Origin of the sequence: Arthrobacter sp. PAMC25284 (assembly GCF_019443425.1) — a bacterium.
Taxonomy (GTDB): Bacteria; Actinomycetota; Actinomycetes; order Actinomycetales; family Micrococcaceae; genus Arthrobacter; species Arthrobacter oryzae_A.
Genome location: NZ_CP080382.1, coordinates 1307224 through 1333856, shown reverse-complemented (window position 1 = coordinate 1333856; position 26633 = coordinate 1307224). Strand labels below are relative to the sequence as shown.

20 protein-coding genes, 5 pseudogenes and 2 riboswitches are annotated in these 26633 nt (G+C 66.4%); of the genes and pseudogenes, 18 read left to right on the top strand and 7 right to left on the bottom strand.

The features are described from left to right. Positions 1 to 36 precede the first annotated feature (36 nt). The 4 genes and pseudogenes from KY499_RS06300 (at position 37) to gatB (ending at position 4006) form a co-directional block, all read left to right on the top strand. Complete coding sequence (locus KY499_RS06300) at positions 37 to 420, top strand: RidA family protein (RefSeq protein WP_219886528.1); 384 nt, start codon at positions 37 to 39, stop codon at positions 418 to 420. A gap of 196 nt (positions 421 to 616) precedes the next feature. After that, positions 617 to 913 (top strand): Asp-tRNA(Asn)/Glu-tRNA(Gln) amidotransferase subunit GatC, encoded by a 297-nt coding sequence (gatC, locus tag KY499_RS06295; protein ID WP_219886526.1) that lies wholly within the window; start codon positions 617 to 619, stop codon positions 911 to 913. A 4-nt stretch (positions 914 to 917) separates the two neighbouring features. After that, positions 918 to 2499, top strand: a pseudogene (gene gatA / locus KY499_RS06290) (Asp-tRNA(Asn)/Glu-tRNA(Gln) amidotransferase subunit GatA). Further along, positions 2499 to 4006 (top strand): annotated as a pseudogene (gene gatB, locus KY499_RS06285) (Asp-tRNA(Asn)/Glu-tRNA(Gln) amidotransferase subunit GatB). Before gatA ends, gatB begins: the two co-directional pseudogenes overlap by 1 nt. A 43-nt stretch (positions 4007 to 4049) precedes the next feature. Here gatB and KY499_RS06280 read toward each other — a convergent pair. Beyond that, positions 4050 to 4967 carry a LysR family transcriptional regulator gene (locus KY499_RS06280; protein ID WP_219886522.1) on the bottom strand — a complete coding sequence of 306 codons (918 nt, stop codon included), beginning with the start codon at positions 4965 to 4967 and terminating at the stop codon, positions 4050 to 4052. Positions 4968 to 5111: 144 nt separating this feature from the next. Between KY499_RS06280 and tdh the strand changes: the two are divergent. From tdh to KY499_RS06260, 4 genes and pseudogenes are all read left to right on the top strand, one after another. Beyond that, positions 5112 to 6159: pseudogene (gene tdh, locus KY499_RS06275) on the top strand (L-threonine 3-dehydrogenase). 58 nt (positions 6160 to 6217) lie between these two features. After that, positions 6218 to 7426: a glycine C-acetyltransferase gene (locus tag KY499_RS06270; protein ID WP_219886520.1), complete on the top strand. Its 1209-nt coding sequence runs from the start codon at positions 6218 to 6220 to the stop codon at positions 7424 to 7426. A gap of 77 nt (positions 7427 to 7503) precedes the next feature. Then, a complete protein-coding gene (locus tag KY499_RS06265) occupies positions 7504 to 8616 on the top strand; it encodes an FAD-binding oxidoreductase (RefSeq protein WP_219886517.1) in 1113 nt (370 codons plus the stop codon). Between the two features lie 11 nt (positions 8617 to 8627). Next, positions 8628 to 9866: an amidohydrolase family protein gene (locus tag KY499_RS06260; RefSeq protein WP_219886516.1), complete on the top strand. Its 1239-nt coding sequence runs from the start codon at positions 8628 to 8630 to the stop codon at positions 9864 to 9866. Here KY499_RS06260 and KY499_RS06255 read toward each other — a convergent pair. After that, complete coding sequence (locus tag KY499_RS06255; RefSeq protein ID WP_123254571.1) at positions 9863 to 10543, bottom strand: histidine phosphatase family protein; 681 nt, start codon at positions 10541 to 10543, stop codon at positions 9863 to 9865. The two genes, KY499_RS06260 and KY499_RS06255, sit on opposite strands and share 4 nt — an antisense overlap. 58 nt (positions 10544 to 10601) lie before the next feature. Here KY499_RS06255 and KY499_RS06250 point away from each other — a divergent pair. Then, positions 10602 to 11371: pseudogene (locus KY499_RS06250) on the top strand (CPBP family intramembrane glutamic endopeptidase). 90 nt (positions 11372 to 11461) lie between these two features. On the opposite strand, the gene KY499_RS06245 reads toward KY499_RS06250, so the two are convergent. Next, positions 11462 to 12100 carry a VOC family protein gene (locus KY499_RS06245; RefSeq protein WP_123254569.1) on the bottom strand — a complete coding sequence of 213 codons (639 nt, stop codon included), beginning with the start codon at positions 12098 to 12100 and terminating at the stop codon, positions 11462 to 11464. Between the two features lie 149 nt (positions 12101 to 12249). Continuing rightward, positions 12250 to 12364: riboswitch (SAM riboswitch) on the top strand. A 59-nt stretch (positions 12365 to 12423) separates the two neighbouring features. Between KY499_RS06245 and KY499_RS06240 the strand changes: the two genes are divergently transcribed. The 3 genes and pseudogenes from KY499_RS06240 to KY499_RS06230 all read left to right on the top strand — a co-directional run bounded on the left by KY499_RS06240 (position 12424) and on the right by KY499_RS06230 (position 16806). Beyond that, positions 12424 to 13740, top strand: coding sequence for a bifunctional o-acetylhomoserine/o-acetylserine sulfhydrylase (locus tag KY499_RS06240; RefSeq protein ID WP_123254568.1), 1317 nt, complete (start codon positions 12424 to 12426; stop codon positions 13738 to 13740). 183 nt (positions 13741 to 13923) lie between these two features. Continuing rightward, a riboswitch (SAM riboswitch) is annotated at positions 13924 to 14039 on the top strand. Positions 14040 to 14050: 11 nt separating this feature from the next. After that, entirely contained in the window at positions 14051 to 15256 is a 1206-nt protein-coding gene (locus tag KY499_RS06235) for a homoserine O-acetyltransferase (protein ID WP_219886515.1), read from the top strand. Between the two features lie 166 nt (positions 15257 to 15422). Next, positions 15423 to 16806: pseudogene (locus KY499_RS06230) on the top strand (MFS transporter). 118 nt (positions 16807 to 16924) lie between these two features. Here the strand turns inward: KY499_RS06230 and KY499_RS06225 are convergent. Further along, positions 16925 to 17830, bottom strand: coding sequence for a LysR family transcriptional regulator (locus tag KY499_RS06225; RefSeq protein WP_219886513.1), 906 nt, complete (start codon positions 17828 to 17830; stop codon positions 16925 to 16927). 127 nt (positions 17831 to 17957) lie between these two features. On the opposite strand from KY499_RS06225, the gene mmsB reads away from it, so the two are divergent. Together mmsB and KY499_RS06215 are read left to right on the top strand one after the other, a co-directional pair. Continuing rightward, positions 17958 to 18860 carry a 3-hydroxyisobutyrate dehydrogenase gene (mmsB, locus tag KY499_RS06220; RefSeq protein WP_123254564.1) on the top strand — a complete coding sequence of 301 codons (903 nt, stop codon included), beginning with the start codon at positions 17958 to 17960 and terminating at the stop codon, positions 18858 to 18860. A gap of 47 nt (positions 18861 to 18907) precedes the next feature. Next, positions 18908 to 20392 (top strand): CoA-acylating methylmalonate-semialdehyde dehydrogenase, encoded by a 1485-nt coding sequence (locus tag KY499_RS06215; RefSeq protein ID WP_123254563.1) that lies wholly within the window; start codon positions 18908 to 18910, stop codon positions 20390 to 20392. A gap of 7 nt (positions 20393 to 20399) precedes the next feature. Here the strand turns inward: KY499_RS06215 and KY499_RS06210 are convergent, their stop codons facing one another. Both KY499_RS06210 and KY499_RS06205 read right to left on the bottom strand, forming a co-directional pair. Beyond that, positions 20400 to 20972 (bottom strand): hypothetical protein, encoded by a 573-nt coding sequence (locus KY499_RS06210; RefSeq protein ID WP_219886509.1) that lies wholly within the window; start codon positions 20970 to 20972, stop codon positions 20400 to 20402. Positions 20973 to 21015: 43 nt separating this feature from the next. Then, positions 21016 to 21813: an SGNH/GDSL hydrolase family protein gene (locus tag KY499_RS06205; RefSeq protein WP_258191068.1), complete on the bottom strand. Its 798-nt coding sequence runs from the start codon at positions 21811 to 21813 to the stop codon at positions 21016 to 21018. 148 nt (positions 21814 to 21961) lie between these two features. On the opposite strand from KY499_RS06205, the gene KY499_RS06200 reads away from it, so the two are divergent. Next, positions 21962 to 22618: an alpha/beta hydrolase gene (locus tag KY499_RS06200; RefSeq protein ID WP_219886507.1), complete on the top strand. Its 657-nt coding sequence runs from the start codon at positions 21962 to 21964 to the stop codon at positions 22616 to 22618. Positions 22619 to 22651: 33 nt separating this feature from the next. On the opposite strand, the gene KY499_RS06195 is transcribed toward KY499_RS06200, so the two are convergent. After that, complete coding sequence (locus KY499_RS06195) at positions 22652 to 22888, bottom strand: RNA-binding S4 domain-containing protein (RefSeq protein ID WP_123254559.1); 237 nt, start codon at positions 22886 to 22888, stop codon at positions 22652 to 22654. 33 nt (positions 22889 to 22921) lie between these two features. On the opposite strand from KY499_RS06195, the gene KY499_RS06190 reads away from it, so the two are divergent. The 3 genes from KY499_RS06190 (at position 22922) to KY499_RS06180 (ending at position 26570) form a co-directional block, all read left to right on the top strand. After that, complete coding sequence (locus KY499_RS06190; protein ID WP_219886505.1) at positions 22922 to 23902, top strand: DMT family transporter; 981 nt, start codon at positions 22922 to 22924, stop codon at positions 23900 to 23902. A gap of 287 nt (positions 23903 to 24189) precedes the next feature. After that, on the top strand, positions 24190 to 25575 hold the full coding sequence (locus KY499_RS06185; RefSeq protein ID WP_123254557.1) for a glycine--tRNA ligase: 1386 nt from the start codon (positions 24190 to 24192) through the stop codon (positions 25573 to 25575). Between the two features lie 2 nt (positions 25576 to 25577). Then, complete coding sequence (locus KY499_RS06180) at positions 25578 to 26570, top strand: GNAT family N-acetyltransferase (RefSeq protein WP_219886503.1); 993 nt, start codon at positions 25578 to 25580, stop codon at positions 26568 to 26570. Positions 26571 to 26633: the final 63 nt, after the last annotated feature.

Below are 26633 nucleotides of genomic sequence, written 5' to 3'. Positions count from 1 at the left end.
TGGTGCCGACTCTACGCCCCCCTAGAAAGGCCCACCATGCGCAAAACCTTCGGCACCGGCTCCACGTGGGAACAGACCCTCGGCTATTCCCGCGCGGTCCAGGTGGACAACACGCTCTACATCTCCGCCACGGCGGCGAGCGGCGAGGACGGCATCGTGGGCAATGATTTCTACACCCAGACACGCTTCATTCTGAACAAGCTCGGCGCCGTGCTCGCCGACGCGGGCTTCGGCTTTGCCGACGTTGTCCAGTCGAAGCTGTACCTGACGGACATCAGCAAGTGGGAGGACGCCGGCCGCGCCCATGGCGAAGTTTTCGGCGAGATCCGCCCCACGCTCTCCCTTGTCCACGTTCTGCCGTTCCTGGACCCAAAGATGCTCGTCGAGATCGAACTCGTCGCCCAGAAGAGCGCCAGCTAACACCAGCGGCACCCCCGGCACCGCCACAGCAACGCGGGGTCACTTAACGTCCCTTGCGGTCACTGGCATGGGCGGGAAGAGACCCCGCGTTCGTTGTCCAGCCGTCCGGCGCGCAACCATAGTCAGCCGGAAGGTAACAGCACTTCAACCCACGTAGACTGGTTCGGAAAATATCCTAACTTTGCAGGGGAGATCCATGGCTGCGATCAACCGCGACGACGTCGCGCACCTCGCGCATCTTGCGCACATCGAGATGAGCGACGAAGAACTGGACAGGATGGCCGGCGAACTCGCCGTCATCGTCGATTCGGTTAAGTCCGTCAGTGAGGCAGCGGGCGATGACGTCCCGGCAACCTCCCACCCGATCCCGCTGACCAACGTGTTCCGCGAAGACGTCGTGGGACACACCTTCACGGCCGAGCAGTCCCTCAGCGGTGCCCCCGACGGGTACGAAGGCCGTTTCAAGGTACCGGCAATCCTGGATGAGGCGTAAGAACATGACAGACAGCAATGAATTGATCCGCCTCTCCGCCGCCGCGCTCGCCGGGAAACTGGCCGCCGGGGAGGTGACCTCGGTCGAGGTCACCCAGGCCTACCTGGACCGCATCGCCGCCGTCGACGGCAAGGTCCACGCCTTCCTCCACGTCAACACGGACGAGGCCCCTCGCGGTCGCCGCCGAGGTGGACGCCATCCGCGCCGCCGGAGGCGCCGCCGCCGCGGAACTGCACGAACTCGCCGGCGTACCGATCGCCGTCAAGGACCTCATCGTCACCGTCGGCCAGCCCACCACGGCAGGGTCGAAGATCCTCGAGGGGTGGCACAGCCCCTACGACGCCACCGTGGTCGAGCGGCTCCGCGCCGCGAAGATGCCCATCCTGGGCAAAACCAACCTTGACGAATTCGCCATGGGCTCCTCGACCGAGCACTCCGCGTACGGCCCCACCCACAACCCGTGGGACCTGGAGCGCATCCCGGGCGGCTCCGGCGGCGGGTCCGCTGCCGCCGTCGCGGCGTTTGAAGCGCCGCTGGCGCTCGGCACGGACACCGGCGGCTCGATCCGGCAGCCGGGCGCCGTCACCGGCACGGTCGGCGTCAAGCCCACGTACGGCGGGGTTTCCCGCTACGGTGCCATCGCGATGGCCTCCTCGCTGGATCAGATCGGCCCGGTCTCCCGCACGGTGCTCGACTCGGCCCTGCTGCACCAGGTCATCGGCGGCCACGATCCGCGCGACTCCACCTCGCTGCCGGATCCGCTGGAAGACCTCGTGGCCGCCGCCAGGACCGGCAACGTCGAGGGCATGAAGATCGGCATCATCAAGGAACTCCACGGCGAGGGCTACCAGCGCGGCGTCGAGAACCGCTTCAATGAGTCGCTCGAACTGCTCAAGGCCGCCGGCGCCGAGATCGTTGAGGTCTCCTGCCCCAACTTCAAGTACGCCCTGGGCGCCTATTACCTGATCATGCCCTCCGAGGCCTCGTCCAACCTCGCCAAGTTCGACGGCGTCCGGTTCGGTCTGCGCGTGCTTCCCAAGGACGCCCCGCTCACGATCGAACGCGTCATGGGCGCCACCCGCGCCGCCGGCTTCGGCGACGAGGTCAAACGGCGCATCATCCTGGGCACCTACGCCTTGAGCGCCGGGTACTACGACGCCTACTACGGCTCGGCCCAGAAGGTGCGCACCCTGATCCAGCGCGACTTCGAGGCCGCCTTCGCACAGGCCGACGTGCTGATCTCCCCGACCGCCCCCACCACGGCCTTCAAGCTCGGTGAGAAACTCAACGACCCGCTCGCGATGTACCTCAACGACGTCGCCACCATCCCCGCCAACATGGCCGGCGTCCCCGGACTCTCGCTGCCCGGCGGCCTGGCCGACGAGGACGGGCTTCCCGTCGGCATCCAGTTGCTGGCCCCGGCCCGCCAGGATGCCCGCCTCTACCGGGTCGGTGCGGTGCTGGAATCCCTGCTCGAGGCGCAGTGGGGCGGCCCGCTGCTGGACAAGGCGCCGTCGCTGACGGAATCCGCACCAACTGACGCTGTTTCGACTGAGGCTGTTTCGAGCCACGGAGGTTCCCACTAATGACTGACGCAACCCTCAGCTTCGAAGAGGCGATGGAGAAGTACGATCCCGTCCTGGGTTTCGAGGTTCACGTCGAGCTCAACACGAAGACAAAAATGTTCTCCTCCGCGCCGAACGTCTTTGGTGACGAGCCGAACACCAACGTCAACGAGGTGGACCTGGGCCTGCCCGGCGTGCTCCCGGTGGTGAACAGGAAGGCGATCGAGTCCTCGATCAAAATCGGCCTGGCGTTGAACTGCACCATTGCCGAGACCTGCCGCTTCGCCCGGAAGAACTATTTCTACCCGGACACCCCGAAGAACTTCCAGACCTCCCAGTACGACGAGCCGATTGCGTTCGATGGCTACCTGGACGTCGAACTTGCCGACGGGACCGTGTTCCGAGTCGAGATCGAACGCGCCCACATGGAAGAGGATGCCGGCAAGCTCACCCACATGGGCGGCGCCGCAGGCCGGATCCAGGGTGCGGACTATTCCCTCGTGGACTACAACCGCTCGGGTGTCCCGCTCGTGGAGATCGTCACCAAGCCGATCCAGGGCGCCGGGTCCCGCGCGCCGGAACTCGCCAAGGCCTACGTGGCCGCGGTCCGCGAGATCGTCAAGAACCTCGGGGTCTCGGACGCGAAGATGGAGCGCGGGAACGTCCGCTGCGACGCCAACGTCTCCTTGCGCCCGTACGGCCGCGAACGCTTCGGCATCCGCTCGGAGACCAAGAACGTCAACTCGCTGCGCGCCGTCGAACATGCCGTCCGCTACGAGATCCAGCGGCACGCCGCCGTCCTGGATGCCGGCGAGCCCATCGTCCAGGAAACCCGGCACTGGCATGAGGACACCCGCACCACGACGTCGGGCCGGCCCAAGTCCGATGCCGACGACTACCGCTACTTCCCGGAACCGGACCTCGTCCCCATCGTTGCGTCCCGCGAGTGGGTCGAGGAGCTCCGGGCCACGCTGCCCGAGCCGCCGGCTGCCCGCCGCAAGCGCCTGCAGGCCGACTGGGGCTACTCCGATCTCGAATTCCGGGACGTTGTCAACGCCGGTGTGATGGATGAGATCGAGGAGACCATCGCCGCCGGTGCCACCGCCACGGTGGCCCGCAAGTGGTGGATGGGCGAGATTGTCGGACGGGCCAAGAACGCCGACGTCGATCCGGGCCAGCTCGGTGTCAGGCCGGCCACCATCGTGGAACTGAACGCCATGGTCGAGGCCGGCAAGATCAACAACAAGATGGCCGTCGAAGTCCTCGACGGCGTCCTCGCCGGCGAAGGAACCCCGGAGGAGATCGTCCAGAAGCGCGGCCTCGCCGTGGTCTCCGACGACGGGGCCCCCTGCTGGAAGCCATCGACGCGGCCCTCGCCGCGCAGCCCGGCGTCGCGGACAAGATCCGCGGCGGCAAGGTCCAGGCCGTCGGCGCGATCGTGGGCGGGGTTATGAAGGCCACCCGCGGGCAGGCCGATGCCGGGCGCGTCCGCGAACTCATCCTGGAGCGACTCGGCGTCGAGGGTTAACACCGCCGTCGAAGGCTGGCGTCACGGGTTCGGCCCGCACGGGTCACCCCGCGGGCTGGTCCGCCAGTTCGGTCATGATGTTCTGCAGTGCTTCGCAGACCATCATGACCGATTTGCGTTTAAGGTTCTCCGGCCGGGCCAGGAGGTCGATCCGGCGCCGGGTGCTGATGCCCTCCAGCGGCCGCAGCACAATGCCCGGGCTCAGCACCGGCCGGGCCGTATACCGCGGCAGCAGTCCGACCACGGTGCCGGCCGCCACAAGCGCCGCCACCGAGGAGTAGTCGTTGATCCGGTGGACAATGTTCAGTTCCGTGCTGGCGACGGCGGCGACGGCGGTGAGCACGTCCGCGGGGGAGTACCCGGCGTGGCTGGTCACCCATGGCTCGCCGGCGACGTCGTCCGCGCCCACCACCGGCTGGCCGGCCAGCCGGTGCCCGGCCGGCAGCGCCACATCCAGCGGTTCGTGTGCGAGCGGAATCACCGCGACGCGTTCCTCCGGCCAGCGCGGGCTGTGGTCCATCCGGTGCGCGAGCACCAGGTCATACCGGGCCGTCAGAGCCGGGAAGTCCTGTTGCGCCACGTCCTCGTCGGAGAGCAGGATCCGCGGCTTGTCCGGACCGTCCAGCAGCCGGGCGAGCGGGGCAAACAGCGCCTGGCCCGCACTGTGGAAGCCGCTCAGGGTCACCGGAGCCACGGGCGAGCCGTGGTAGGCACCGATTGCCATCCTCGCATCGGCCATTGCACTGACGACGCCGGCGCCGGCGTCGGCCAGCGCCTGACCGGCCCCGGTCAGGACCAGGTTCCGGCCCTCCTTCCGGGTCAGCGGAACCTCGACCGTCCTTTGCAGGGCGGCCAGTTGCTGGGATACGGCCGACGGAGTGACCAGCAGGGTTTCCGCGACGGCCTTGACGCTGCCCAGCGCCCCGAGTTCCCGGAGCATTTCGAGCTGATGGATTTCCATGCGGGACAGTCTATCCGCAAGCTAAATCTAAATCGTCGATTGAGAAAATATCGGTTGTGCTAACGCTTTTGAGTGGGTCTAATGGGGTGAGTCGTCCCACCCGCCTGATCCAGGCACCATAGTCACAACACCGTAAGGAAGCTAATGAAGGCTCTCTACAAGGCAGGGCCCGCACGCGGGATTCGAACTGACCGATCGCCCGGAGCCTGAAACCGGACCCTCGGACGTCAAAATCCGGGTCATGACCACCGGCATCTGCGGCACCGACCTGCACATCCAGTCCTGGGACGCGTGGGCGCAGGGCATCATTAATGCCCCGCTGATCGCCGGCCACGAGTTCTACGGCGAGGTCGTGGAGATCGGCGCGGACGTCCGGGACGTAAAAGTCGGTGACCGGGTCTCCGGCGAAGGCCACGTCGTCTGCGGGATCTGCCGCAACTGCCGCGCCGGACGCCGGCAGATGTGCATTCACACCGTCAGTGTCGGTGTCCAGCGCGACGGCGCCTTCGCCGAATACGTTGTGATCCCGGAAACCAACGTCTGGGTCCACCACGACCCGTCCGTCACACCGGAACTGGGGGCCATCTTCGACCCCTTCGGTAACGCCGTCCACACCGCCCTCAGCTTCCCGCTCGTCGGCGAGGACGTCCTGATCACCGGTGCCGGACCGATCGGGTTGATGGCCATCGCCGTCGCCCGCCACGCCGGCGCCCGCAAGATTGCCATCACGGACGTCTCCGCGCCGCGGCTGGAACTGGCCCGCACGCTCGGCGTCGATCTCGCGATCGACGTCTCGAAGATGCGGGTCAGGGAGGCCCAGCGGGAGCTGGGCATGCGGGAAGGGTTCGACATCGGCATGGAAATGTCGGGACACCCTACGGCGCTGCCTGAGATGATCGACAACATGAACCACGGCGGCCGGATCGCAATGCTGGGACTGCCCAGCCAGTCCATCGACATCGACTGGGGCAAGGTCGTCACTCACATGCTGACCCTGAAGGGCATCTATGGCCGCGAAATGTTTGAGACCTGGTACGCCATGAGCGCCATGCTGTCTTCCAACCCGGTACTTCGCGCCAACATCTCCGCCGTCGTCACCGACACCCTGCCCGCCGCGGACTGGGAGAAGGGCTTCGAGATCGCCGGCGCCGGTTCCGGCGGCAAAGTGGTCCTGGACTGGACCGGCTTCTAGGCCCGTCCGTCCCGCGTCGACTCCCCACCCCACGTCAATCCACCCAGGAGCGCACCTCATGTATTCAGCCATCAAGGACCAGCTGCAGCAGGAACTGGACGGGATCCGCGCTGCCGGGCTGTTCAAAACCGAGCGGCACATTGATTCACCCCAGGCCAACCGCATCAAAGCCGGCCAGATCGGCCAGCGCAGCGCCGAGGTGTTGAACTTCTGCGCCAACAACTACCTCGGCCTGGCAGACCACCCGGACATCATCGCCGCGGCCAAGACAGCCATGGACGAGCGCGGATTCGGCATGGCCAGTGTCCGCTTCATCTGCGGCACCCAGGACCTGCACCTGACCCTGGAAGCCCGCGTTTCAGAATTCCTTGGCACCGAGGACACCATCTTGTTCTCCAGCTGCTTTGACGCCAACGGCGGTGTTTTTGAGTCGCTCTTCGGTCCGGAAGACGCCGTCATTTCCGACTCCCTGAACCACGCCTCGATTATCGACGGCATCCGGCTCTGCAAGGCGCAGCGCTTCCGCTACGCCAACCGGGACATGGCGGACCTCGAATCGAAACTGATCGAGGCGAGCACCCAGGAGAACCCGGCCCGGCGCATGATCATCGTCACCGATGGCGTCTTCTCCATGGACGGCTTCCTCGCCCCGCTTGAGGCGATCTGCGACCTCGCCGACAAGTACGACGCCCTGGTGATGGTGGACGACTCCCACGCCGTGGGCTTTATGGGCGCAACCGGTGCGGGCACTCCGGAGCACGCCGGGGTCTCTGAGCGCGTGGACATCTACACCGGCACGTTCGGCAAGGCCCTCGGCGGGGCCTCCGGCGGCTATGTCTCCGGCCGGAGCGAGGTTGTGGCCATGCTGCGCCAGAAGGCCCGCCCCTACCTGTTCTCCAACTCGCTGGCGCCGGCCATCGTTGCCGCCACGCTGACGGCCCTGGACCTCGTCGAAGGCTCAGGTGAACTGCGCAGCGCACTGTTTGCCAACGCCGCGCTGTTCCGGACACGAATGGAGGAGGAAGGCTTCGAACTGCTTCCCGGGGAACACGCGATTGTCCCGGTGATGTTCGGCGACGCAGTCCTGGCTGCGAAGGTTGCCGACCAGATGCTGCAGCACGGCGTGTTCGTCACCGCCTTCAGCTATCCCGTGGTGCCGAAGGGAGCGGCCCGGATCCGCGTCCAGCTCTCCGCCGCGCACAGCGCCGACGACGTCGAAGCCTGCGTCCGCGCCTTCGTCAACAGCCGCGCGGCGGTTGCCTCCTAACCGACCACTATGCGCCGGCCGGCAACTGATGTCCCGGAAGTCGTGCCGCGGCTCCCGAGGTCTGCAAGGATGGAGTCATGTCAGCTAATTACGATGTCGTCATTGTGGGCGGCGGCATAGCCGGACTGTCCCTTGCCTCCGCCCTGGCCGGACGTTGCCGGGTCGCCGTGGTCGAAGCCGAGCAGACCCTGGCCTACCACACCTCCGGGCGCTCCGCCCGGCAGCTGATCCCCAGTTACGGCCCGCCCGTGGTCCGAGAACTCACGGAGCGGACCCTGGAACTCATCGCGATGGAGGAGGGCACGCGTCCGGAACCGGTACTCTCGCCGCGCAGCTTTATGCTGATCGGGGACGAGGCCGGCGTCAGCCGCGAGGCCAGCGGATACATGCACCGCATCAGCCACACCGAGGCGCTCAGGCTGTGCCCCGCGCTGCACCCGGACTCGTTTGAGGCGGCAGGGCTGGACACCGGATCCTACGCCTGCAACGCTCCGCTGCTGATGGATGACCACCGGGAGTTCGCCGCGGCCGAGGGCGTGGAATTCTTCACCGGCGCCAGGGTGCACTCGGTCCAGCGGCTGGGCACCGGCTGGCAGATCGGCGCCGGCGCGGAAGCGTTCCAGGCCGGAGTGGTGGTCAACGCCGGTGGCGCCTGGGCGGACGAACTGGCCGTCCTCAGCGGCGTTGAAAAACTCGGGCTCCAGCCGTACCGGCGCACTGCGGCAATCGTCGACGTCGAACACCCGCTCCGCACCGGCACCCCGATGGTGGCCTCCACAGGGAACTTCTACTTCCGGCCGGACGGCCAGCACGTGCTGATTTCGCCGTCGGAATCGGTGCCCAGCGGCGCCGAAGACGCACAACCCCGCGAGGGCGACGTCGAAGCGCTCATCACCCGGTTGAACAGCATCACCAGCCTCGGCATCCGGGGCATCCGCCAGGCCTGGACCGGGCTGCGCACCGAAGCCGCCGATGGCGTCCCCGTGGTGGGATTCGACGCCGAAGCCCCCGGGTTCTTTTGGCTTGCGGGCCAGGGCGGCTACGGTTTCCAGACATCCTCGGCAATCGCCGAGCTCGCCGCCGGACTGATCCTCGCCGGAGGTGGAGCCGCGACACCCGCCGGCACCAACGATCTGGAATCCCGGACAATCGAGGCGCTGGCTGCCACCCGCTGGTCCATCCGGCGCTGAAGAATGGACGCATGAGTACCCTCATCACCAACATCGCCGAGCTGATGACCCAGGACGCTGAGCAGCGTGTCCTCCGCGACGCGGCAGTGGTGATCGAAGGCGAGCGGATCGCGTGGATTGGCGCTGCGGCCGGGGCCCCGGCCGCGGATGAGGCGGTGGATGCGGCGGGCCGGGCCGTGCTGCCGGGCTGGGTGGATTCGCATACCCATTTGATTTTTGCCGGGGACCGCACCGCCGAGTTTGAGGCCAGGATGGCGGGGGAGAGCTACAGCGCCGGCGGCATTGCCGTGACCACCGGGGCCACCAGAGCTACTAGTGACTTCGACCTCACCCGGCTCGCCCTGGGACGGGTCGCGGAGGCCGTCTCGCAAGGAACCACGTACCTGGAGACCAAGACCGGCTATGGCCTGGACGTGGAGAACGAGGCCCGGAGCGCCCGGATCGCGTCCACCGTGGCGGACGAGGTCACCTATCTCGGCGCGCACCTGGTGCCCGCTGGAGCGGACGCCGGGGAATACACGGACCTCGTCTGCGGTCCCATGCTGGCCGCGGTCCGGCCCTACGTGCAATGGGCCGATGTCTTCTGCGAACGGGGTGCCTTCAGCGAGGACCAGTCCCGCAGGGTGCTCCAGGCGTGCCGGGAGGCCGGGCTGGGGCTCCGTGTCCACGGCAACCAGCTCGGCGAGGGGCCGGGGGTACGGCTCGCGGTGGAGTTCGGTGCTGCAAGTGTCGACCACGTGAACTACCTCGCCGCCGCCGACGTCGAGGCCCTCGCAGCCAGCTGGTCCGGCTGGAATGCCGGCGACGGTGCTGCGGGAGGTTCGTCGGGAAGCGGACCCCGAGGCACTGTGGCGACCTGCCTGCCGGCCTGCGATTTGTCCACCCGGCAGCCGCTGGCCCCGGCACGGGAACTGCTCGACGCCGGCGTGCAGATTGCCCTGGCCTCCAACTGCAACCCGGGCACCTCATATACGTCGTCGATGGCGTTCTGCGTCACCACGGCCGTGCTGCAGATGCGCCTCAGCGTGCAGGAAGCGGTGCGCGCCGCGACCTACGGCGGCGCCCTGGCGCTGGGACGGGAGCGAGGGAACGACGTCGACGGCGAACGCGCGGTGGGCTCGATCGCCGTCGGGCACCGCGCCGACCTGCACCTGTTGAATGCGCCGTCGGCCACCCATCTGGCCTACCGGCCGGGCATCCCGCTGACCCACGCCGTGTGGCGGGCCGGCGTCCCGCAGCGGGTGCGCTAGAAGAACATGGGCGGGGCGTCCAGGACCGTCTCATCCACGCGCCGCTGCTCCCACTGGGTAAACGGCTTGTCCAGCTCGTATTTGCCGCCCGTCGTCCGCAGCAGTGTCCGGACTTCGGCGTTTTCCGGGTTGTTGAGGGACTCAAAATACTCCACAGACCAGTGGAACCAGCGCATGCAGAACAGCCGCATGGTCAGCCCGTGCGTCACAAACAGCGCATTCGGTGCGTAGCTGGGCTTGGACCAGTGCCGGTAGAGGGTCTCCATAAAGGAGGAGATCCGGTCGTACACATCGGAGCCGGATTCGCCCTCGCGGAAGCGGTAGAAGAAGTGCCCGTAAGCGTTGCGTAGCTCCTTCTGGTCCTCGATCTCGCCGGCGAGCTGGAAGTTGGCCCAGTCCTGCTCCCGCAGCCGCGGTTCCTCGATGACCCGCTCGACCAGCGGGCCCAGGTTGAGCGCTTCGAGCGTCTGGTAAGCACGAAGGTACGGGGAGACATAAACGCAGACCTGCCGGCCGTCCAACTGGCGCCGGATCTCCTCGCCCGCGGCCCTTGCCTGCTCCACCCCCAGTGCGGTCAGCGGGATCCGGTAGTCCGGCACGCGGTTGTAAATTGAGGTGTCGGCGTTGGCAGCGGACTGGCCGTGCCGGATCATGATGATTTTCCCGGGCGCACTCATAAACCCCAAGCATAGGCAACCGCAGGCGACTGCCAGCAACACCGGGCAAGATAGGAGCATGTTGGTTCCCTCCCGCCGCCGGCTGCGGCTCGAAGTCCTGATCGTCCTGGGGCTGTCCCTGGGCCAGTCTGCCGTGTATTCCGTGGTCCAGCTGCTCGACAAGATGACCAGGGCACCACTGGCCCAGGGGACCTCCACACTGAACCGTTCGAAGAGCAGCCGCGAATACTTCGATCTCACATACCAGTTACTGGACATCGTCTTTGCCCTCGTCCCGGTGGTCCTGGTGATCTATTTCCTCTCGGAACACCGTGCGGCCGGAGACCGCGGCACCTCGGCCTTCCGGAAACTGGGCTTCAACTTCGCCCGGCCGGGGAAAGACCTCGGCCAGGGGCTGGGTCTGGCTGCCGTGATCGGGATTCCGTCCCTGGGGCCCTCTATGCCGCGGGCAGGGCGCTTGGCATTACGACGGCGATCATCCCCAGCGCGCTCGATGCCTACTGGTGGACGGTGCCGGTCCTGATCCTGTCCGCGGTCCGCCACGGCATCGTGGAGGAAGTGATCGTGGTGGGGTACCTGCTGGACCGGCTGGGGAAATTCGGTTGGAGCGTACCCGTGGCCATTGCTGCCAGTGCCGTGCTGCGCGGCAGCTACCACCTTTACCAGGGATTCGGGCCGTTCATCGGCAACGCCGTGATGGGGGTGGTGTTCGCGCTGATCTATACCCGCACCAAGCGGGTGATGCCTCTCGTGATCGCCCATGCGGTGTTGGATACCGTGGCATTTGTGGGGTTCAGCCTGTTCGGCAAGGCCGTGGGGCTGGGCTGAAAACAGCCGGTTAAACAAAGTCCGGCCGCCGTTCAGGGGTGACAACTCTGGCACCCCTGAATGGCAGCCGAAATATGGGGGGCCCGGGCCTTAGATCGTAACGGCGCCCGAGGCCGTCTCGAATGTGACGGACAGGATTCCGGGGGTACCGTGCGGGGCGAGCCATTCCACGGCGACGTCTTCCAGGGGTTTTTCCACTGGTTCGCCGAGCCATTCGGTGACGCGCTCCGCAGAGCCGGCAATGGTGAGGCTGGACATCTTGACTTCGCTCGCATAGGCGTTGGACGGGTGCAGATCCGGATCGCCGTCCCATTTGAGCATGTACGGGACCTGCGGGTCGGCGATGAGGCCGAGGATGCCGATCTGCTTCCAGACGAGCTCGCGGCCGTCGGGGAACTTGCGGTTGCCCTTCACCGCGGCACGGCCCAGCCGTTGCTCGAAGGGCGCGAGGTCATCGACCTCGACACACCAGCCCATCCAGCCGCCGCCCGCTTCGGAGCGTGCCCGCACTGCCTGGCCAAACGGTGCCTTGTCCGACGCCGGGTGGTTCAGTACCTCAACGACTTCCAGGTACTTGTGGCCCGCGAGCGGGATGATCATGTTGCGGGTCCCGAAGCGGGGGTGTACTCCGCCCTTCACGGCTTCAACGCCGAGGGCAGACGCAATACGTTCGGTGGTGGCTGCCAAGCCATCGTGTTCACAGGCGTAAGAAACGTGATCCATGCGCATGCCTTCATCTTGGCACTTTGTGATGGGCCTCTCAGCTTAGGCGTACCTAACCGTGGTGGGATGTCATTCAGTAGCGGCCCAGGCCCAGCTCAGCGACATGTTCGTCACAAAGCTATTGGCGCCGCAGCACTGTACTTACACTGAAGCCAGGTCATGAGTGCCAGCATCCAGCCCCGGCTCGCTGGCCGGCAACCCTCACTCGCGGTGGGGTGCCCCGGGTGAGGACCTGGCTGTCCGGCGACCGCCGGAGGGCAAGCGCGGCGCCCGTGCCGTTCCGGATCGAGGCCCGGAACGGCCGTGCCCGATTCCGTCAGGAGCCAACAATGACCAATTCCTGGTCCTTCGAAACCCGCCAGATCCATGCCGGCCAGGAGCCGGACGCCACCGCCGGTGCGCGGGCCTTGCCGATTTACCAGACAACTTCGTTTGTCTTCCCGAGCGCGGAAAGCGCCGCCAACCGCTTCGCCCTCGCGGAACTGGCGCCCATCTATACCCGGATCGGCAACCCCACCCAGGACGCGGTGGAGCAGCGCGTGGCCAGCCTCGAAGGCGGCCTCGGAGCCCTGCTGTTGAGCTCTGGCCAGGCGGCCGAGACCTTCGCCATCCTGAACGTGGCCGAAGCCGGAGACCACATCGTGGCAAGTCCCAGCCTTTACGGCGGAACGTACAACCTGTTCGCCCACACCCTGAAAAAGTTCGGCATCAGCGTTACGTTTGTGGCCGATCCGGACAACCTCGAGCAGTGGCGCCAGGCTGTCCGGCCGAACACCAAACTGTTCTTCGGTGAGGTGGTCTCCAACCCCCGCCAGGACGTGCTGGACCTCGAGGGCATCTCGAAGGTTGCCCACGAGGCCGGGGTGCCGCTGATCGTCGACAACACCCTGTCAACACCCTTCCTCATCCGGCCAATCGAATGGGGAGCGGACATTGTGGTCCACTCCGCCACGAAGTACCTCGGCGGCCACGGCACCGCGATCGCCGGCGTGATCGTGGATTCCGGCAACTTCGACTTCGGCAAGGACCCGGAACGGTATCCCGGCTTCAACACCCCGGACCCCACCTACAACGGCATCGTGTACGCCCGGGACCTGGGCAAGGATGGCGCCCTCGGGGCCAACCTTTCCTATATCCTCAAGGCCAGGGTCCAGCTCCTCCGGGACCTCGGCTCGGCGGTCTCGCCGTTTAATGCGTTCCTTATTGCCCAGGGCATCGAGACGCTGAGCCTGCGGATGGAACGCCACGTAGCCAACGCCACCCGTGTTGCCGAATGGCTCGAAGCCAGGGACGACGTGGACTCCGTCGCCTACGCCGGACTGCCGTCCAGCCCCTGGTACGAGCGGGGCCGCACGTACGGGCCGAAGGGAACCGGTGCCGTGGTCAGCTTCACCATCGCCGGGGGAGCGGAGGCCGGCAAGAGTTTCGTCGATGCCCTCGAACTGCACTCCCATGTTGCCAACATCGGCGACGTGCGCTCGCTGGTCATCCATCCGGCGTCGACCACCCACAGCCAGCTCACCGCGGAACAGCAGGAGATCGCCGGCGTCAGCCCGGGACTCGTGCGCCTCTCCGTGGGACTGGAACACATTGATGACATCCTTTCTGATCTCGACGCCGGATTCCGGGCAGCGAAGACCGCGTAGGGCTACCGGCCTGCGCCGGATTTCCCCATCTTTGCGCCAACGACGCCGGCACCCGCCGATGTTTCGGGGCGGCCCGCCCGAACCGGCCCTCAAAGATGGGGAAATTCCTGCGGCCAGGTCCGGCTGTCATATGGAAGTCACATTCTTCGCCATTTCCCCGCCCTGTTTCGTACACTCATAAAAGGTCATGAGTGCCAGTGACAGCCCCGGCTTGCTGGCCGGCAACCCTCCTTTAGCGGCGGGGTGCCCCGGGTGAGGACCTGGCCTGCCGTTCAGTCGACGGCGGGCAAGCGCTAAGTGAGGTCCGCACATGACGATTTCCATCACCCGCAGTGGTGTCCCCGAAACCACACCGTCCCGCAACGCCGGGACATGCGCAGCGTCCGCACCGGCCCGGGTCGCGGACGTTCACCCTGCGCCCCCGGCCGGGGCGCCGGACGGGACCGTCCAGTACCTCCGGATCGGTGCCCTGGACCTCGAATGCGGCGTGACGCTCCCGGACGTGGTCCTCGGCTACGAAACATGGGGCACCCTTAACGCCGACGGCTCCAACGCCGTGCTGATCGAACACGCCCTCACCGGGGACACCCACGTCACGCGCGGCGCCAGCGAGGAGCCCGGCTGGTGGGAAGAACTCGCCGGCCCCGGTGCGCCCGTGGATACGGACCGGTACTTCGTGGTCTCCATCAACATCCTGGGCGGCTGCTACGGCTCCACGGGGCCCTCGACGCCGGCGCCGGACGGACAGCCCTGGGGATCCCGGTTCCCGCTGGTCACCCTGCGGGACACCACCGCGGCCGAGGCCAGGCTCGCTGACGCCCTGGGGATCGGGAGTTGGTACGCTGTCCTGGGCGGTTCGTTGGGCGGGGCACGTGCCCTCGAATGGGCCGTTACCTACCCGGAAAGGGTCCGGCACTGCGCCGTGATTTCAGTCGGCGCGAGCAGCACCGCCGAGCAGATCGCCTTTGCGCAGGCCCAGACCCTGGCGATCCGGCAGGATCCCAATTTCCGCGGCGGGAACTACTACGGCGGTCCGCAGCCGGAAGCCGGCCTCGCCCTGGCGCGCAGGATCGCGCACATCACGTACCGCTCCGCCGCCGAACTGGACGGACGGTTCGGCCGGAATCCCCAGGGGGCCGAAGCTCCGCTGGAAGCCGGATCGGTGGCCGGGCGGGGGCGCTACCAGGTGGAGAGCTACCTGGACCACCAAGGGAGCAAGCTGGTCCGGCGCTTCGACGCCAACAGCTACATCGCCATCACCGAAGCGCTGATGAGCCACGACGTATGCCGGGGGCGCGGGGCCCTTAGCGCATCCCTGGCGGCGGCCACAGCGAAGTTCCTGATCGCAGCCGTGGAGTCCGACCGGCTGTACTTCCCTGCCCAGTCCCTGGAACTGGCCGAGGCGCTGCCCGGTGGCGCCGTCCTGCACATGATCGACTCGCCCATCGGACACGACGGATTCCTGACCGAAATCGGCCAGCTCAGCGGGCAGTTACGCAGCCACTTCTTCGGCTAGCCCCGGCTGGTCTGTGCATATTTGCAGATGCGCCCTGCGCTAATGGCCGTTGAGACCAGGGCTGGAGCCGGACATACTCATGGGTAATGATGCCGTGTGCGCCATGTCACACGCATCCGAGTCCATTGGTTCAAACGGTGTCGAAGAAGACGCCAGAGGAGTTCCCATGAGTGTTGGTAATCCCGCCGCGAGGCGCCCCGCGCAGACTGATCCGGAGTCCTCCGGACTAAAGAAGGTAGTAGCGGCCTCGATGGCCGGCACCGTCGTTGAATGGTACGAATTCTTCCTGTACGCCTCCGCGGCCACCCTGGTCTTTGGCAAGGTCTTCTTCCCCAATTCCGGTACGGAGCTGGACGGCATCATCGCCGCGTTCCTGACCTACGCCGTCGGCTTCGTGGCCCGCCCGATCGGCGGCATCGTCTTCGGCCACTTCGGCGATAAGTTCGGCCGCAAACAACTGCTGCAGTTGAGCATCATCCTCGTCGGCGTCTCCACCTTCCTGATGGGCTGCCTGCCGACCTTCGCCCAGATCGGCTACTGGGCCCCGGCCCTGCTGGTCTTCCTCCGCTTCGCCCAGGGCTTCGCTGTCGGCGGCGAATGGGGTGGCGCCGTCCTTCTGGTCGCCGAGCACAGCCCGAGCAAGTCCCGCGGCTTCTGGTCCAGCTGGCCGCAGTCCGCGGTGCCGCTGGGCAACCTGCTCGCCACCGGCGTCCTGTTCACCCTGTCCTCCACCCTGGCGCCCGCGGAATTCCTCGGCTGGGGCTGGCGGGTTGCCTTCTGGCTCTCTGCCGTCATCGTTCTGGTCGGCTACTACATCCGCACCAAGGTCAGCGACGCCCCCATCTTCCTCGAAGCACAGAAGGAAGTGACCCTGGAAAAGAAGGGGTACGGCGTCGCCGAAGTGTTCCGCCGCTACCCGCGGGGCGTTTTCACCGCCATGGGGCCTGCGCTTCGCGGAGAACATCCTGTACTACCTCGTGGTTACGTTCTCCATCACCTACCTCAAGGTCATCGTGCAGACGGACACCTCACGGATCCTGCTGCTCCTGCTCGTGGCGCACTTCATCCACTTCTGCGCGGTCCCGCTGGTCGGCCGGCTCTCCGACGCGTTCGGACGCAAACCGGTCTACGCGGCCGGCGCGATTCTCGGCGGCACCTGGGGCTTCTTCGCCTTCCCGATGATGGACACCGGGAACGACCTCATTATTCTTGCCGCGATTACGATCGGCCTGATGTTCCACGCCCTCATGTACGCCGGTCAGCCCTCGATCATGGCCGAGATGTTCCCGACCCGTATGCGCTACTCCGGTGTCTCCCTGGGCTACCAGGTGACCTCGATCGTTGCCGGTTCGATGGCTCCGATCATCGCAGCATCCCTGCTGGGCCAGTTCAAGTCCTCCGTCCCGGTAGCCCTGTACCTGCTCGGGGCGTGCATCGTGACCCTGGTTGCGGTGTACTTCCTCAAGGAGACCAAGGGGATTTCCCTGCACGACGTCGACGCAGCCGACGCCCGCGGGACCGCCGATCTGCTCGCAGCCGCCAAGCGATAAGGCCGCGTTTCCTGCCACCAGCAAGGACATAACGCTGCGCAATAAGCGCCAAAACGACAGCCGCCCCCGCCCGGACCATCCGGACGGGGGCGGCTGTCGTCTGCCGCAGTCTCGCGCCCTAACCGCCGAGGTCTTCCCCGCGGTCCTGGATTTCGCTGCGGAGCGAGGCGAGCACGGCCTGGACGGCGGCCGAGCGCAGCGATTCGGCACGCGCCACCGCCCAGATGGGGAGCTGGCGCTGGAAGTCATGGGGCAGTACCGGCAGGAGCCCGGTCCTGCGTGTCACCATAAAGTTCGGCAGCAGTCCGATGCCGGCACCGCGGCGCACAGCCTCGACCTGGGCGAAGATGCTCGTCGCCTGGAAACTGGACCGGGGGACCGGCAACTGGGTGGACCGGTGGCCCAGTTCCTCCACTTTGAGCGCGGACTCCACGTACGAGACGAAGCCGTGCTGCCGGACATCATCCAGGGTCTCAGGAAGCCCGTGATCCCTGGCGTACGAGGGGCTCGCGTACAGCCGCAGGAAATAGTTGCTCAGAAAAATTGGCTGGGCGTTGCCGGGTTCGAGGTTGCCGACCACCACTTCCAGGTCCACCCCGGACCGGTTTCTGCTGACCTTGCGGGTGTCGCTGAGCAGTTCGACGTTGAGCAGGGGGTGCGCACGCTGCAGGCGCACGAGGGCCGGGGCCACGAACTCGGCGCCAAAACCGTCGGGAGTGCTGATCCGGACGACGCCGGAGAGCGTGTCGCCGCTGTGGCTGAGCCGCCCGGCGAGGAGGCCAAGGGTGCCCTCAATCGATTCGGCAGCGGCCACCGCCTGGCTGCCGAGTTCGGTGAGTTCCCAGCCGTGCGGGATGCGTTCGAGGGTCCGGCCCCCGAGTTGTTTGTCCAATGCCAGAATTCGCCGCGAAATGGTGGTGTGGGTCGTGCCCAGAGTTTCCGCGACAGCGTTGAACCGGCCCAGCCGGGCCACCGTCAGCAGGATCAGCAGGTCATCCGGGCTCGGTAGCCGCTTCAGGTCCATCTGGTGCCGCTCCTACATCTGTGCATTCATGCACACGCCGTCTGTGGTTTTTTACCTTGAATGCACTCTAGCAGCGTGTGATGGTTGACACAGGCCACAGCACACCACGAGCAAAGGAGCTTTCGTCATGGCAGTAATCGCTTGGATCGGACTGGGGAACATGGGCGGGTCCATGGCAGGACACCTGGTAGCCGCCGGCCACGAAGTGCGTGGGTTCGACCTCAATCCCGAGGCCGTTGCCGCCGCCGAAACTGCGGGTGTCAAGCCCGCGGCCGGTATCGCCGAGGCAGTCGCGGGGGCGGATGCTGTCTTCACCATGCTGCCCAAGGGTGAGCACGCCCGCGCCGTGTACCTCGGCCCGGACGGCGTACTCGCCCACGCCGTCACCAGCACGTTGCTCATCGACTCCTCGACGATAGACATCGCCTCCGCCCAGGCCCTGCACGACGCCGCTGCGGAGGCAGGCTTCCGCTTTGTTGATGCCCCCGTCTCCGGCGGAATGAGCGGAGCGAAAGCCGGAACCCTGACCTTTATGGTCGGCGGAGAGGCCGGAGCCGTCGCCGATGCGAGCGTTTACATCACGCCGATGTCCGCCAACATCTTCCCGACCGGCGGTGCAACATCCGGCCAGGCCGCAAAGATCTGCAACAACCTCATGCTCTTCATCAGCCTGGCCGCGGCGGCCGAGGGGGCCGTTTTGGCTGACCGGCTGGGCCTGGACAAGCAGACCTTCTGGGACATCGCAGCTGTCTCCTCCGGGGACAGCTGGGCCATGCGGACCTGGTACCCGATGCCCGGCGTTGTGCCCACCGCCGCCTCAAACAACGACTTCGCGCCCACGTTCACCACCGAGCTGGCCAATAAGGACATCGGGTTGGCCATCAGCGCCGCCCGCGACACCGGCACCCCGCTCGAAATCGGCGAGCACGTCCAGCAGCTCTTCCAGCGGTTGATCGACTCCGGCCAGTCCGGCATGGACTGCTCCATGATCGTCAAGCTCGTCGACGGTTCCCTCGACGCCGCTCGCTAGCACGCCGCAGTACCGGCCTTCACGACACACTTCACGAAAGAGATCCCATGGAACGCATCCCACACGTCATCAACGGCGAACTGATCCACGACGCCGAGCGCTTCGGCCCGGTCTTCAACCCGGCCACCGGCGAGCAGGAAAAGGAAGTGGTGCTGGCTTCGGCGGCACGTGTCGAGGAGGCCATCGCGGCCGCCCGCGCCGCCCTGCCCGGCTGGCGGGCGATGAGCCTGGCCAAACGCACCAACATCTTCTTCCGCGTCCGCGAACTGCTCCTGCAGCGCCGCCCCGAGCTGGCAGCGATCCTGACCAGCGAGCACGGCAAGGTCCTCTCCGACGCCGAGGGCGAGATCACCCGCGGTCTGGAGAACATCGAATTCGCCACCGGGCTGTCCCAGGCGCTCAAGGGGGAGCGCTCCGAACAGGTGGCCAGCGGCGTCGACGTCCACTCGGTGCGCCAGCCCGTCGGTGTCGTTGCCTGCATCACACCGTTCAATTTCCCTGCCATGGTGCCGCTGTGGATGATCGGCAGCGCGCTGGCGTGCGGTAACACGGTATTGCTCAAGCCTAGCGAAAAGGACCCGTCCTCAGCCGTCTTCATCGCCCAGCTCTTTATGGAAGCCGGCCTGCCGGCAGGGGTCCTCAATGTGGTGCACGGAGACAAGGAAGCCGTGGACGTCCTCCTCGAACACCCGGAGGTCAAAGCAATCAGCTTCGTCGGCTCCACACCGATCGCCCAGTCCGTCTACCGCCGCGCCGCGGACCACGGCAAACGTGTCCAGGCCCTCGGCGGGGCCAAGAACCATATGGTCGTTCTGCCCGACGCTGACCTCGATATGGCCGCCGACGCCGCCATTTCAGCCGCCTACGGCTCCGCCGGAGAGCGTTGCATGGCGGTCAGCGTGCTGGTTGCGGTGGGTAACATCGCCGATGACCTCATTGCGGCGATCACGAGCCGGATGGCCGAGCTGAAGATCGGCCCGGGCACGGACCCGGCCTCGCAGATGGGGCCGCTCATCACCGCCGAGCACCGCGACAAGGTCGCCTCCTACGTTGGCGGCGCTGCGGACGAAGGCGCCACTGTCGTGGTGGACGGCCGGACGCAGGAGTTCGATTCCAACGGCTTCTTCATCGGCGTCAGCCTGATTGACCATGTCAAGCCAGGTATGAAGGTCTACGACGATGAGATCTTCGGCCCGGTCCTGTCCGTGGTGCGGGTGGAAAGCTACAGCGACGCCGTGCAGCTGGTCAACGACAACGAATTTGGCAACGGTGTGGCCATCTTCACCCGCGACGGCGGTGCCGCCCGGCAGTTCGAATTCGACGTCGAGGTCGGCATGGTGGGTGTCAATGTCCCGATTCCGGTCCCGGTGGGCACCTTCAGCTTCGGCGGGTGGAAGAACTCGCTCTTCGGCGACACCCACATGTACGGCCCGGAAAGCATCCGTTTCTACACCCGCGGCAAGGTGGTCACCACCCGCTGGCCCGATCCCTCCACCTCAGTGATCGACCTTGGTTTCCCGCAGGTCAACTGATCGGTGGTCAGCCCTTCATGATTTCGGCACGCAGGGCCATGTATTCCTCCATGGCAAGTTCGCCGTCGCTGTAGCGCCGGTCGAGTTCCGCGAGCTTGCGCGCCCGGAACCCCTGTGGGGTTGACGGGGAGGCCGCCGGGGCCGGGGCGCCGGGGCCGCCGGTCGGCGGCTGCTGGGAGGACGGCGGATTCTTCGTATATCCGGGGCTGTCCTGGTAGGGGGCCGCGTCCGGGATCGGCTGGCCCGGATAGGCCTGCCCGGGGTAGCCCTGTCCGGGGTAGCCCTGCTCCGGGTGGGGCTGGGGCAGGGGCGGCACCGGCTGGCCCGGGTAGGGCGGCCGGAACCCGCCACTGAAATAGTCCTGCTGGGTGTAGCCATCCCGCGGCTGGGTATTTGGCCGGCCTGGATACTGGCCCGGGAATGGTCCGAACGCACCCGGGGCCCGCCCGTCCGGCTGACCCGGATAGCCGCTGTTCAGGCCCTGGTCCTGGTTCCGGCGCTGCACGGATCTCCGGTACATCCGCAGCGCCATCGGGACCAGGAAGGATAAAATGATGATCCATAAGAACAGATTGCTCACGGTACTGCACCTCTCAGGAGTGTCCTTCCAGTATGGCACCGGGTCACAAGCGTGCGGGCTCGTCGGTGCCGGGCGGGCCCTCGCCGGACCCCAACGGCACCCCGGGACCGAAGACCGGGCCCGGCGAGGGCCGCTTGGCCGTGACGCCGTCGCCCAATGACTGGTGCCGCAACCGGCGGACCACCCACGGCACAAAGTACTCCCTGGCCCACACCAGATCGCCGGAGCGGGCCTCCCGCCAGCCGGCCTGTGGCAGGGGCTTGGGGGAGAGCGGCTCCAGGCTGTGCTCGACATTGAGCGCATCCAGCACCATTGCAGCGATGGTGTGATGGCCGAGGGGTGAAAAGTGCAGCCGGTCGGCGTCCCACATCTGCGGATCACGGAGCTGGCGCAGGGACCACATGTCCGCGATCACAGCATCGTGCCGGGCCGCGACGGTACGAAGGTTCTCGTTGTAGATCGCAATCTTGCTCCGGATCCGGCCAAGCACCGAAGCCCCCGAATCCGGACCGTTGAACAAGACCACCGTGGCACCGCCCAGGCTCAGGATCTGGACTACTGAATCCAGCTTCTCGGCCAATACATCGGGATCGCCGCCGGGGCGGATCAGGTCATTGCCGCCCGCTGAGAGCGAGATGAGGTCCGGCCGTAAGGAGAGGCAGTGCGCCATTTGCTGGTCGACAATCTGCTGCAGCAACCGGCCACGGACGGCAAGGTTGGCGTAGGCGAAGTCGCTGTGGCCACGGCTCAACTCCTCGGCGACCCGGTCCGCCCAGCCGCGGTGGCCTCCCGGACTTGCCGGTTCGGGGTCACCGATTCCCTCGGTGAACGAATCGCCCATGGCCACATAGCGCGTCCACGGGTGGATGCCGACGCCGACCGGCGTTTTCCTCAAGGCTCCGGTTTCGCTCACCCTCACATCCTGACCGTTCCCGCGAAGCGGCGCCACCCGTAGGTTGTTACTGTTCGGTAACTGTAAGAATGGAACCATGATGCCTGCTGATGCCTTCCCTGCACCCGTCGTCCTGTGGTCCAAGTCCGAGGCGGACCGCGCCGGTAAACCACTGCTGATCCTGCTGCACGGCCACGGCGCCAACGAACAGGATCTTTTCAGTCTGGCCGAACTGTTGCCCGCGGACTTTGTTGTCGCCGCCGTGCGCGCGCCCATCGCCACGGGTCCCGGCTTCACCTGGTTCCCGCTGACGGCCTCCATCGACTACACCCTCGACGCCGTGATGGATGCGTCATCGTACGTGCTGGACTGGCTGGACTCAGTGAAGGCCAACCACCCCTCGGTGACGCTGCTCGGATTCTCGATGGGCATGGCCATGGCCACCACGATGCTGCGCCAGCGGCCCGCGGACTTCGCCGCCGTCGTCGGGCTCTCAGGGTTTGTTGTCGACGCCGGCCCGGACACGAGCTTCCGGGACGCCCAACTGGACGGGACCGTGCCGATGTTCTGGGGGCGGGACCAGCAGGATCCGGTGATCACGCAGGACAAAATCGAGTTCACGATGGGCTGGGTGCGCCGGCATGTCAAGCTCACCAAGGTGCTCTACGCCGGCATGTGGCACGGCATCAACCAGCAGGAGATCGGCCACGTCTCGGAGTTCCTGACGCATGAGGTGCTCAACGGCCGGAAATGACCATGGTGCCGCCCGCGCGGCCAGGACGCAGAGTCAGTCGCCGGCGGGCGTACTGATCCGAACGGTCCGGTCATTGACGCTGACCGTGTCCCCGTGATGCAGCTGACGGCCGCGCCGGTCGTCGATTTCGCCGTTGACCTTCACGAGGCCATTCTTGATCAGTTCCGCGGCTTCGACGCCGTCCTCGACCAGGCTTGCCAGTTTCAGCAGCTGGCCCAGCCGGATCATGTCGTCGCGAATGGCAATGTCTTCAATTTCCCGGTTGCTCATACAAGCAATGATGCCTGACAGAAAGTGGCAGCAATGACGTCCACACCACAATTGCCGCTTTTGTTGGGCCTGCCGCTCGCCGTGGCCGCCGGACTGCTCATTCCTGTCCAGGGACGGATCAACGGCGCCCTCGGAATCGTTCTGGACGACGGGATAGCCGCGGCCGTGGTCAGTTTCACGATCGGACTCATCGTAATGGTCGCCGTCTCACTCATCCTGCCGCGGGGCCGGGCAGGGCTGGTCTGGATCCTGCCGGCGCTGCGGCAACGCCGGTTCCCGCCGTACTATGCGATGGCGGGCGGCATCGGAGCTTTTTTCGTTTTCGCCCAGTCATTCACGGTAGGCGCCCTGGGCGTCGCACTGTTCACCGTCGCTACAGTCACCGGACAGACGGTCAGCGGATTGCTGGTGGACCGGATGGGCATCGGGCCCGCGGGCAAGAAGTCCGTCACCGGCATCCGCGTACTCGGCAGCCTCCTGACCATCGCCTCCGTCCTCTGGGCTGTATCCCCGCGCCTGGCCGGACCGACCGGTGGCGGCGGAACCGGCATCGGGCCACTCCTGATCATCTTGCTGGTGCCTGTCGCGGCCGGGCTGCTGGTCAGTTTCCAACAGGCCATGAACGGCACGGCCACGGTTCACTACGGCACCCCGATCGCCACGACCCTGGTCAACTTCATCGCCGGGTTCGTGGTGTTGGGGGTCTCGTGGTTGATCAAGCTCGCCGTCGCCGGTCCCGGCAACGCACTGCCGGACCAATGGTGGTATTACCTGGGTGGTCCCTTGGGCTGCATCTTCATCGGCGTCGGGGCGCTGCTGGTCCGCAGCCTGGGGGTCCTGGTCACCGGACTCGGCATGATCGCCGGCCAACTCCTTGGATCCCTTGGGCTGGACCTGCTGCTGCCCGTCCCCGGATCCGTCGTGGCGTTGCCTACGGTCCTGGGCACGTTCCTGACGCTCATCGCCATCATCCTGGCCACGCTGCCCTGGCCGCGGGGCACCCTGAAAAGGTAGCGGTCCGAAATGGCAGCGGGCCGGTAGGCTAAGAGGCGCAGCTTCCTGCAGGCAACCTCAGCGCTACGAGCCCGGCACCGCTTCGTGCAGTCCGCCGTGGCTGTGCAGTCCGCCGTGTCTGTGCAGTCCGCCGTGTCTGTGCAGTCCGCCGTGCCGGCGGTGCTGCCGTGCACGTACTGTTCCTTCGTTCCACCTGATTTATCCCGCCCCGTCCGGCATCCAGCCGGAGCCCCCGGGGCTCAAACCGCGGACCGCACCCAGCGGCCCTGGAGAAAATGGAGTCACCCATGGCAGCAAAAACCGTCCTCGACCAGATCATTTCCCTCGCCAAGCGCCGCGGGTTCGTATTCCAGGCCGGTGAAATCTATGGTGGCTCCCGGTCCGCGTGGGACTACGGGCCCCTCGGCGCCGAGCTGAAGGAAAACATCAAGCGCCAATGGTGGCAGTCCGTGGTCCGCGGCCGCGAAGACGTCGTCGGCCTCGATTCCTCAGTCATCCTGCCCCGCCAGGTATGGGAAGCCTCGGGCCACGTCGACGTGTTCTCGGACCCGCTGGTGGAGTGCCTGTCCTGCCACAAGCGGTTCCGCGCGGACCACCTCGAAGAGGAATACGAGGAGAAGAAAGGCCGTCCGGCCGAGAACGGCCTCAAGGACATCGCCTGCGTCAACTGCGGCACCCGTGGCCAGTGGACCGAACCCCAGGAATTTTCCGGCCTGCTCAAGACTTTCCTCGGCCCGGTGGCCAGCGAGGAAGGCATGCACTACCTGCGGCCCGAAACTGCCCAAGGTATCTTTGTGAACTTCAGCAACGTCCTCACCACCTCCCGCAAGAAGCCGCCGTTCGGCATTGGCCAGATCGGCAAGTCCTTCCGCAACGAGATCACACCCGGCAACTTCATCTTTCGCACCCGCGAGTTCGAACAGATGGAGATGGAGTTCTTCGTGGAGCCCGGCACGGATGAGCAGTGGCATGAATACTGGATGAAGGAACGCATGTCCTGGTACACCGGCCTGGGCATCCGCGAAGACAACCTGCGTTTCTTCGAACACCCGCTCGAGAAGCTGAGCCACTACTCCAAGGGCACCACGGACATCGAATACCGCTTCGGTTTCCAGGGCTCGGAATGGGGCGAGCTCGAGGGCATCGCCAACCGCACCGACTTCGACCTCTCCACCCACGCGAAGGCCTCCGGCGCAGACCTGAGCTACTTCAACCAGGCCACGAACGAGCGCTACACCCCGTACGTGATCGAACCGGCCGCGGGCCTGACCCGGTCCTTCATGGCGTTTATGATCGACGCCTACACCGAGGACGAGGCACCCAATGCCAAGGGCGGCGTCGACGTCCGCACGGTCCTCAAGCTCGATCCGCGCCTCGCTCCGGTCAAGGCCGCAGTGCTGCCGCTGAGCCGCAACGAGGACCTGTCCCCGAAAGCCAAGGACCTCGCCGCCCAGCTGCGCAAGAGCTGGAACATCGACTTCGACGACGCCGGCGCCATCGGCCGCCGCTACCGCCGCCAGGACGAGATCGGCACCCCGTTCTGCATCACGGTGGACTTCGACACCCTCGATGACCAGGCCGTCACGATCCGTGAACGCGACACCATGAGCCAGGAGCGCGTCTCGCTGGACAAGGTGGAGGGCTACCTGGCCGCACGCCTGATCGGCGCCTGAGCATGGCCATCGAATACCGCGCCTGGCGCGAGGGCGATGACCTCGCGCTGCTGGAAATCTGGGGCGGGCCTGAAACGGTCCAGGCCGGACAGTTCCGTGGCACCTTGGCGCCTTCGGCAAACGCCCCGTGGCGTCGGTGCATCGTGGCCGAAGACGTCGTCGACGGCGTCGCCATCCCCGTGGCGGCGGCCGTGGTCCACGAGGCCGCCCTGCACCCGGAACGGCTCTGGGCCTACATCGAGGTCGCCCGCGACCACCGCCGCACGGGCGTCGGATCCACACTGCTGAGCCTGCTCCGGCACGAAGCCTCCCAATCGCCGTCGGGAGTCACCCGGCTGCGCTGCAAGGTCGAACCCGGCACCCCCGGCGCCGCCTTCGCCGAGGCGGCCGGACTGGCCCCGATCCAGCGCTCCCGGCTCGTCGCCGTCGAGCCGGCCGCGCTCAAGTTGCCGGTCTTCGGTGACGGTTCCGAGGCCGCTGCTGCCGAACAGGTAGAGGATCTCGCGACCGGCTCGGTCGAATTGAGCGACGTCGTCGGGCGCTATTACAGCGCCGTCCACGGCTGGGACCAGCCCGGCGACCTCAGCATCGCTATGGTGCAGCGGTTGTTCCTGGACGACCTGAGCGGAGCCCACGGCGCGATCGTGGTGCGGGCGCCGAAGGCCTCCGCGTTCGGCCAGGGTGTGCCGGCGAGCCGGAAGGGCAGGCTGGAGGCGTTCGCCATCAGCTATGCGCAGAGGATTCACGGTCAGGACCCGTCCGAGGGTGCGGCCGCCGACGGACCGACCGAGGTGTTCCTCGGCCACGAACCGCAGCTCAGCGGGGCCGGGGCCGAGGCTGCCATCCGGGACCTGCTGGCGTTGATTGCGTTCCAGCACCCGGTGCTGCTGGAACTGGACGATTCCATGACTGCATTGCGCACCGTTGTCGAGCCGCTGCTGGACAGCGGCAAAGCACGGGTGCAGGGGAGCGAAACCCTGGTCGTTTCCGACTGACGAGGTTCGTGCACAGACGCTATTGCAGGCTGACCCGCAGCGGTGTCCGGTCCCCCGGGGGAC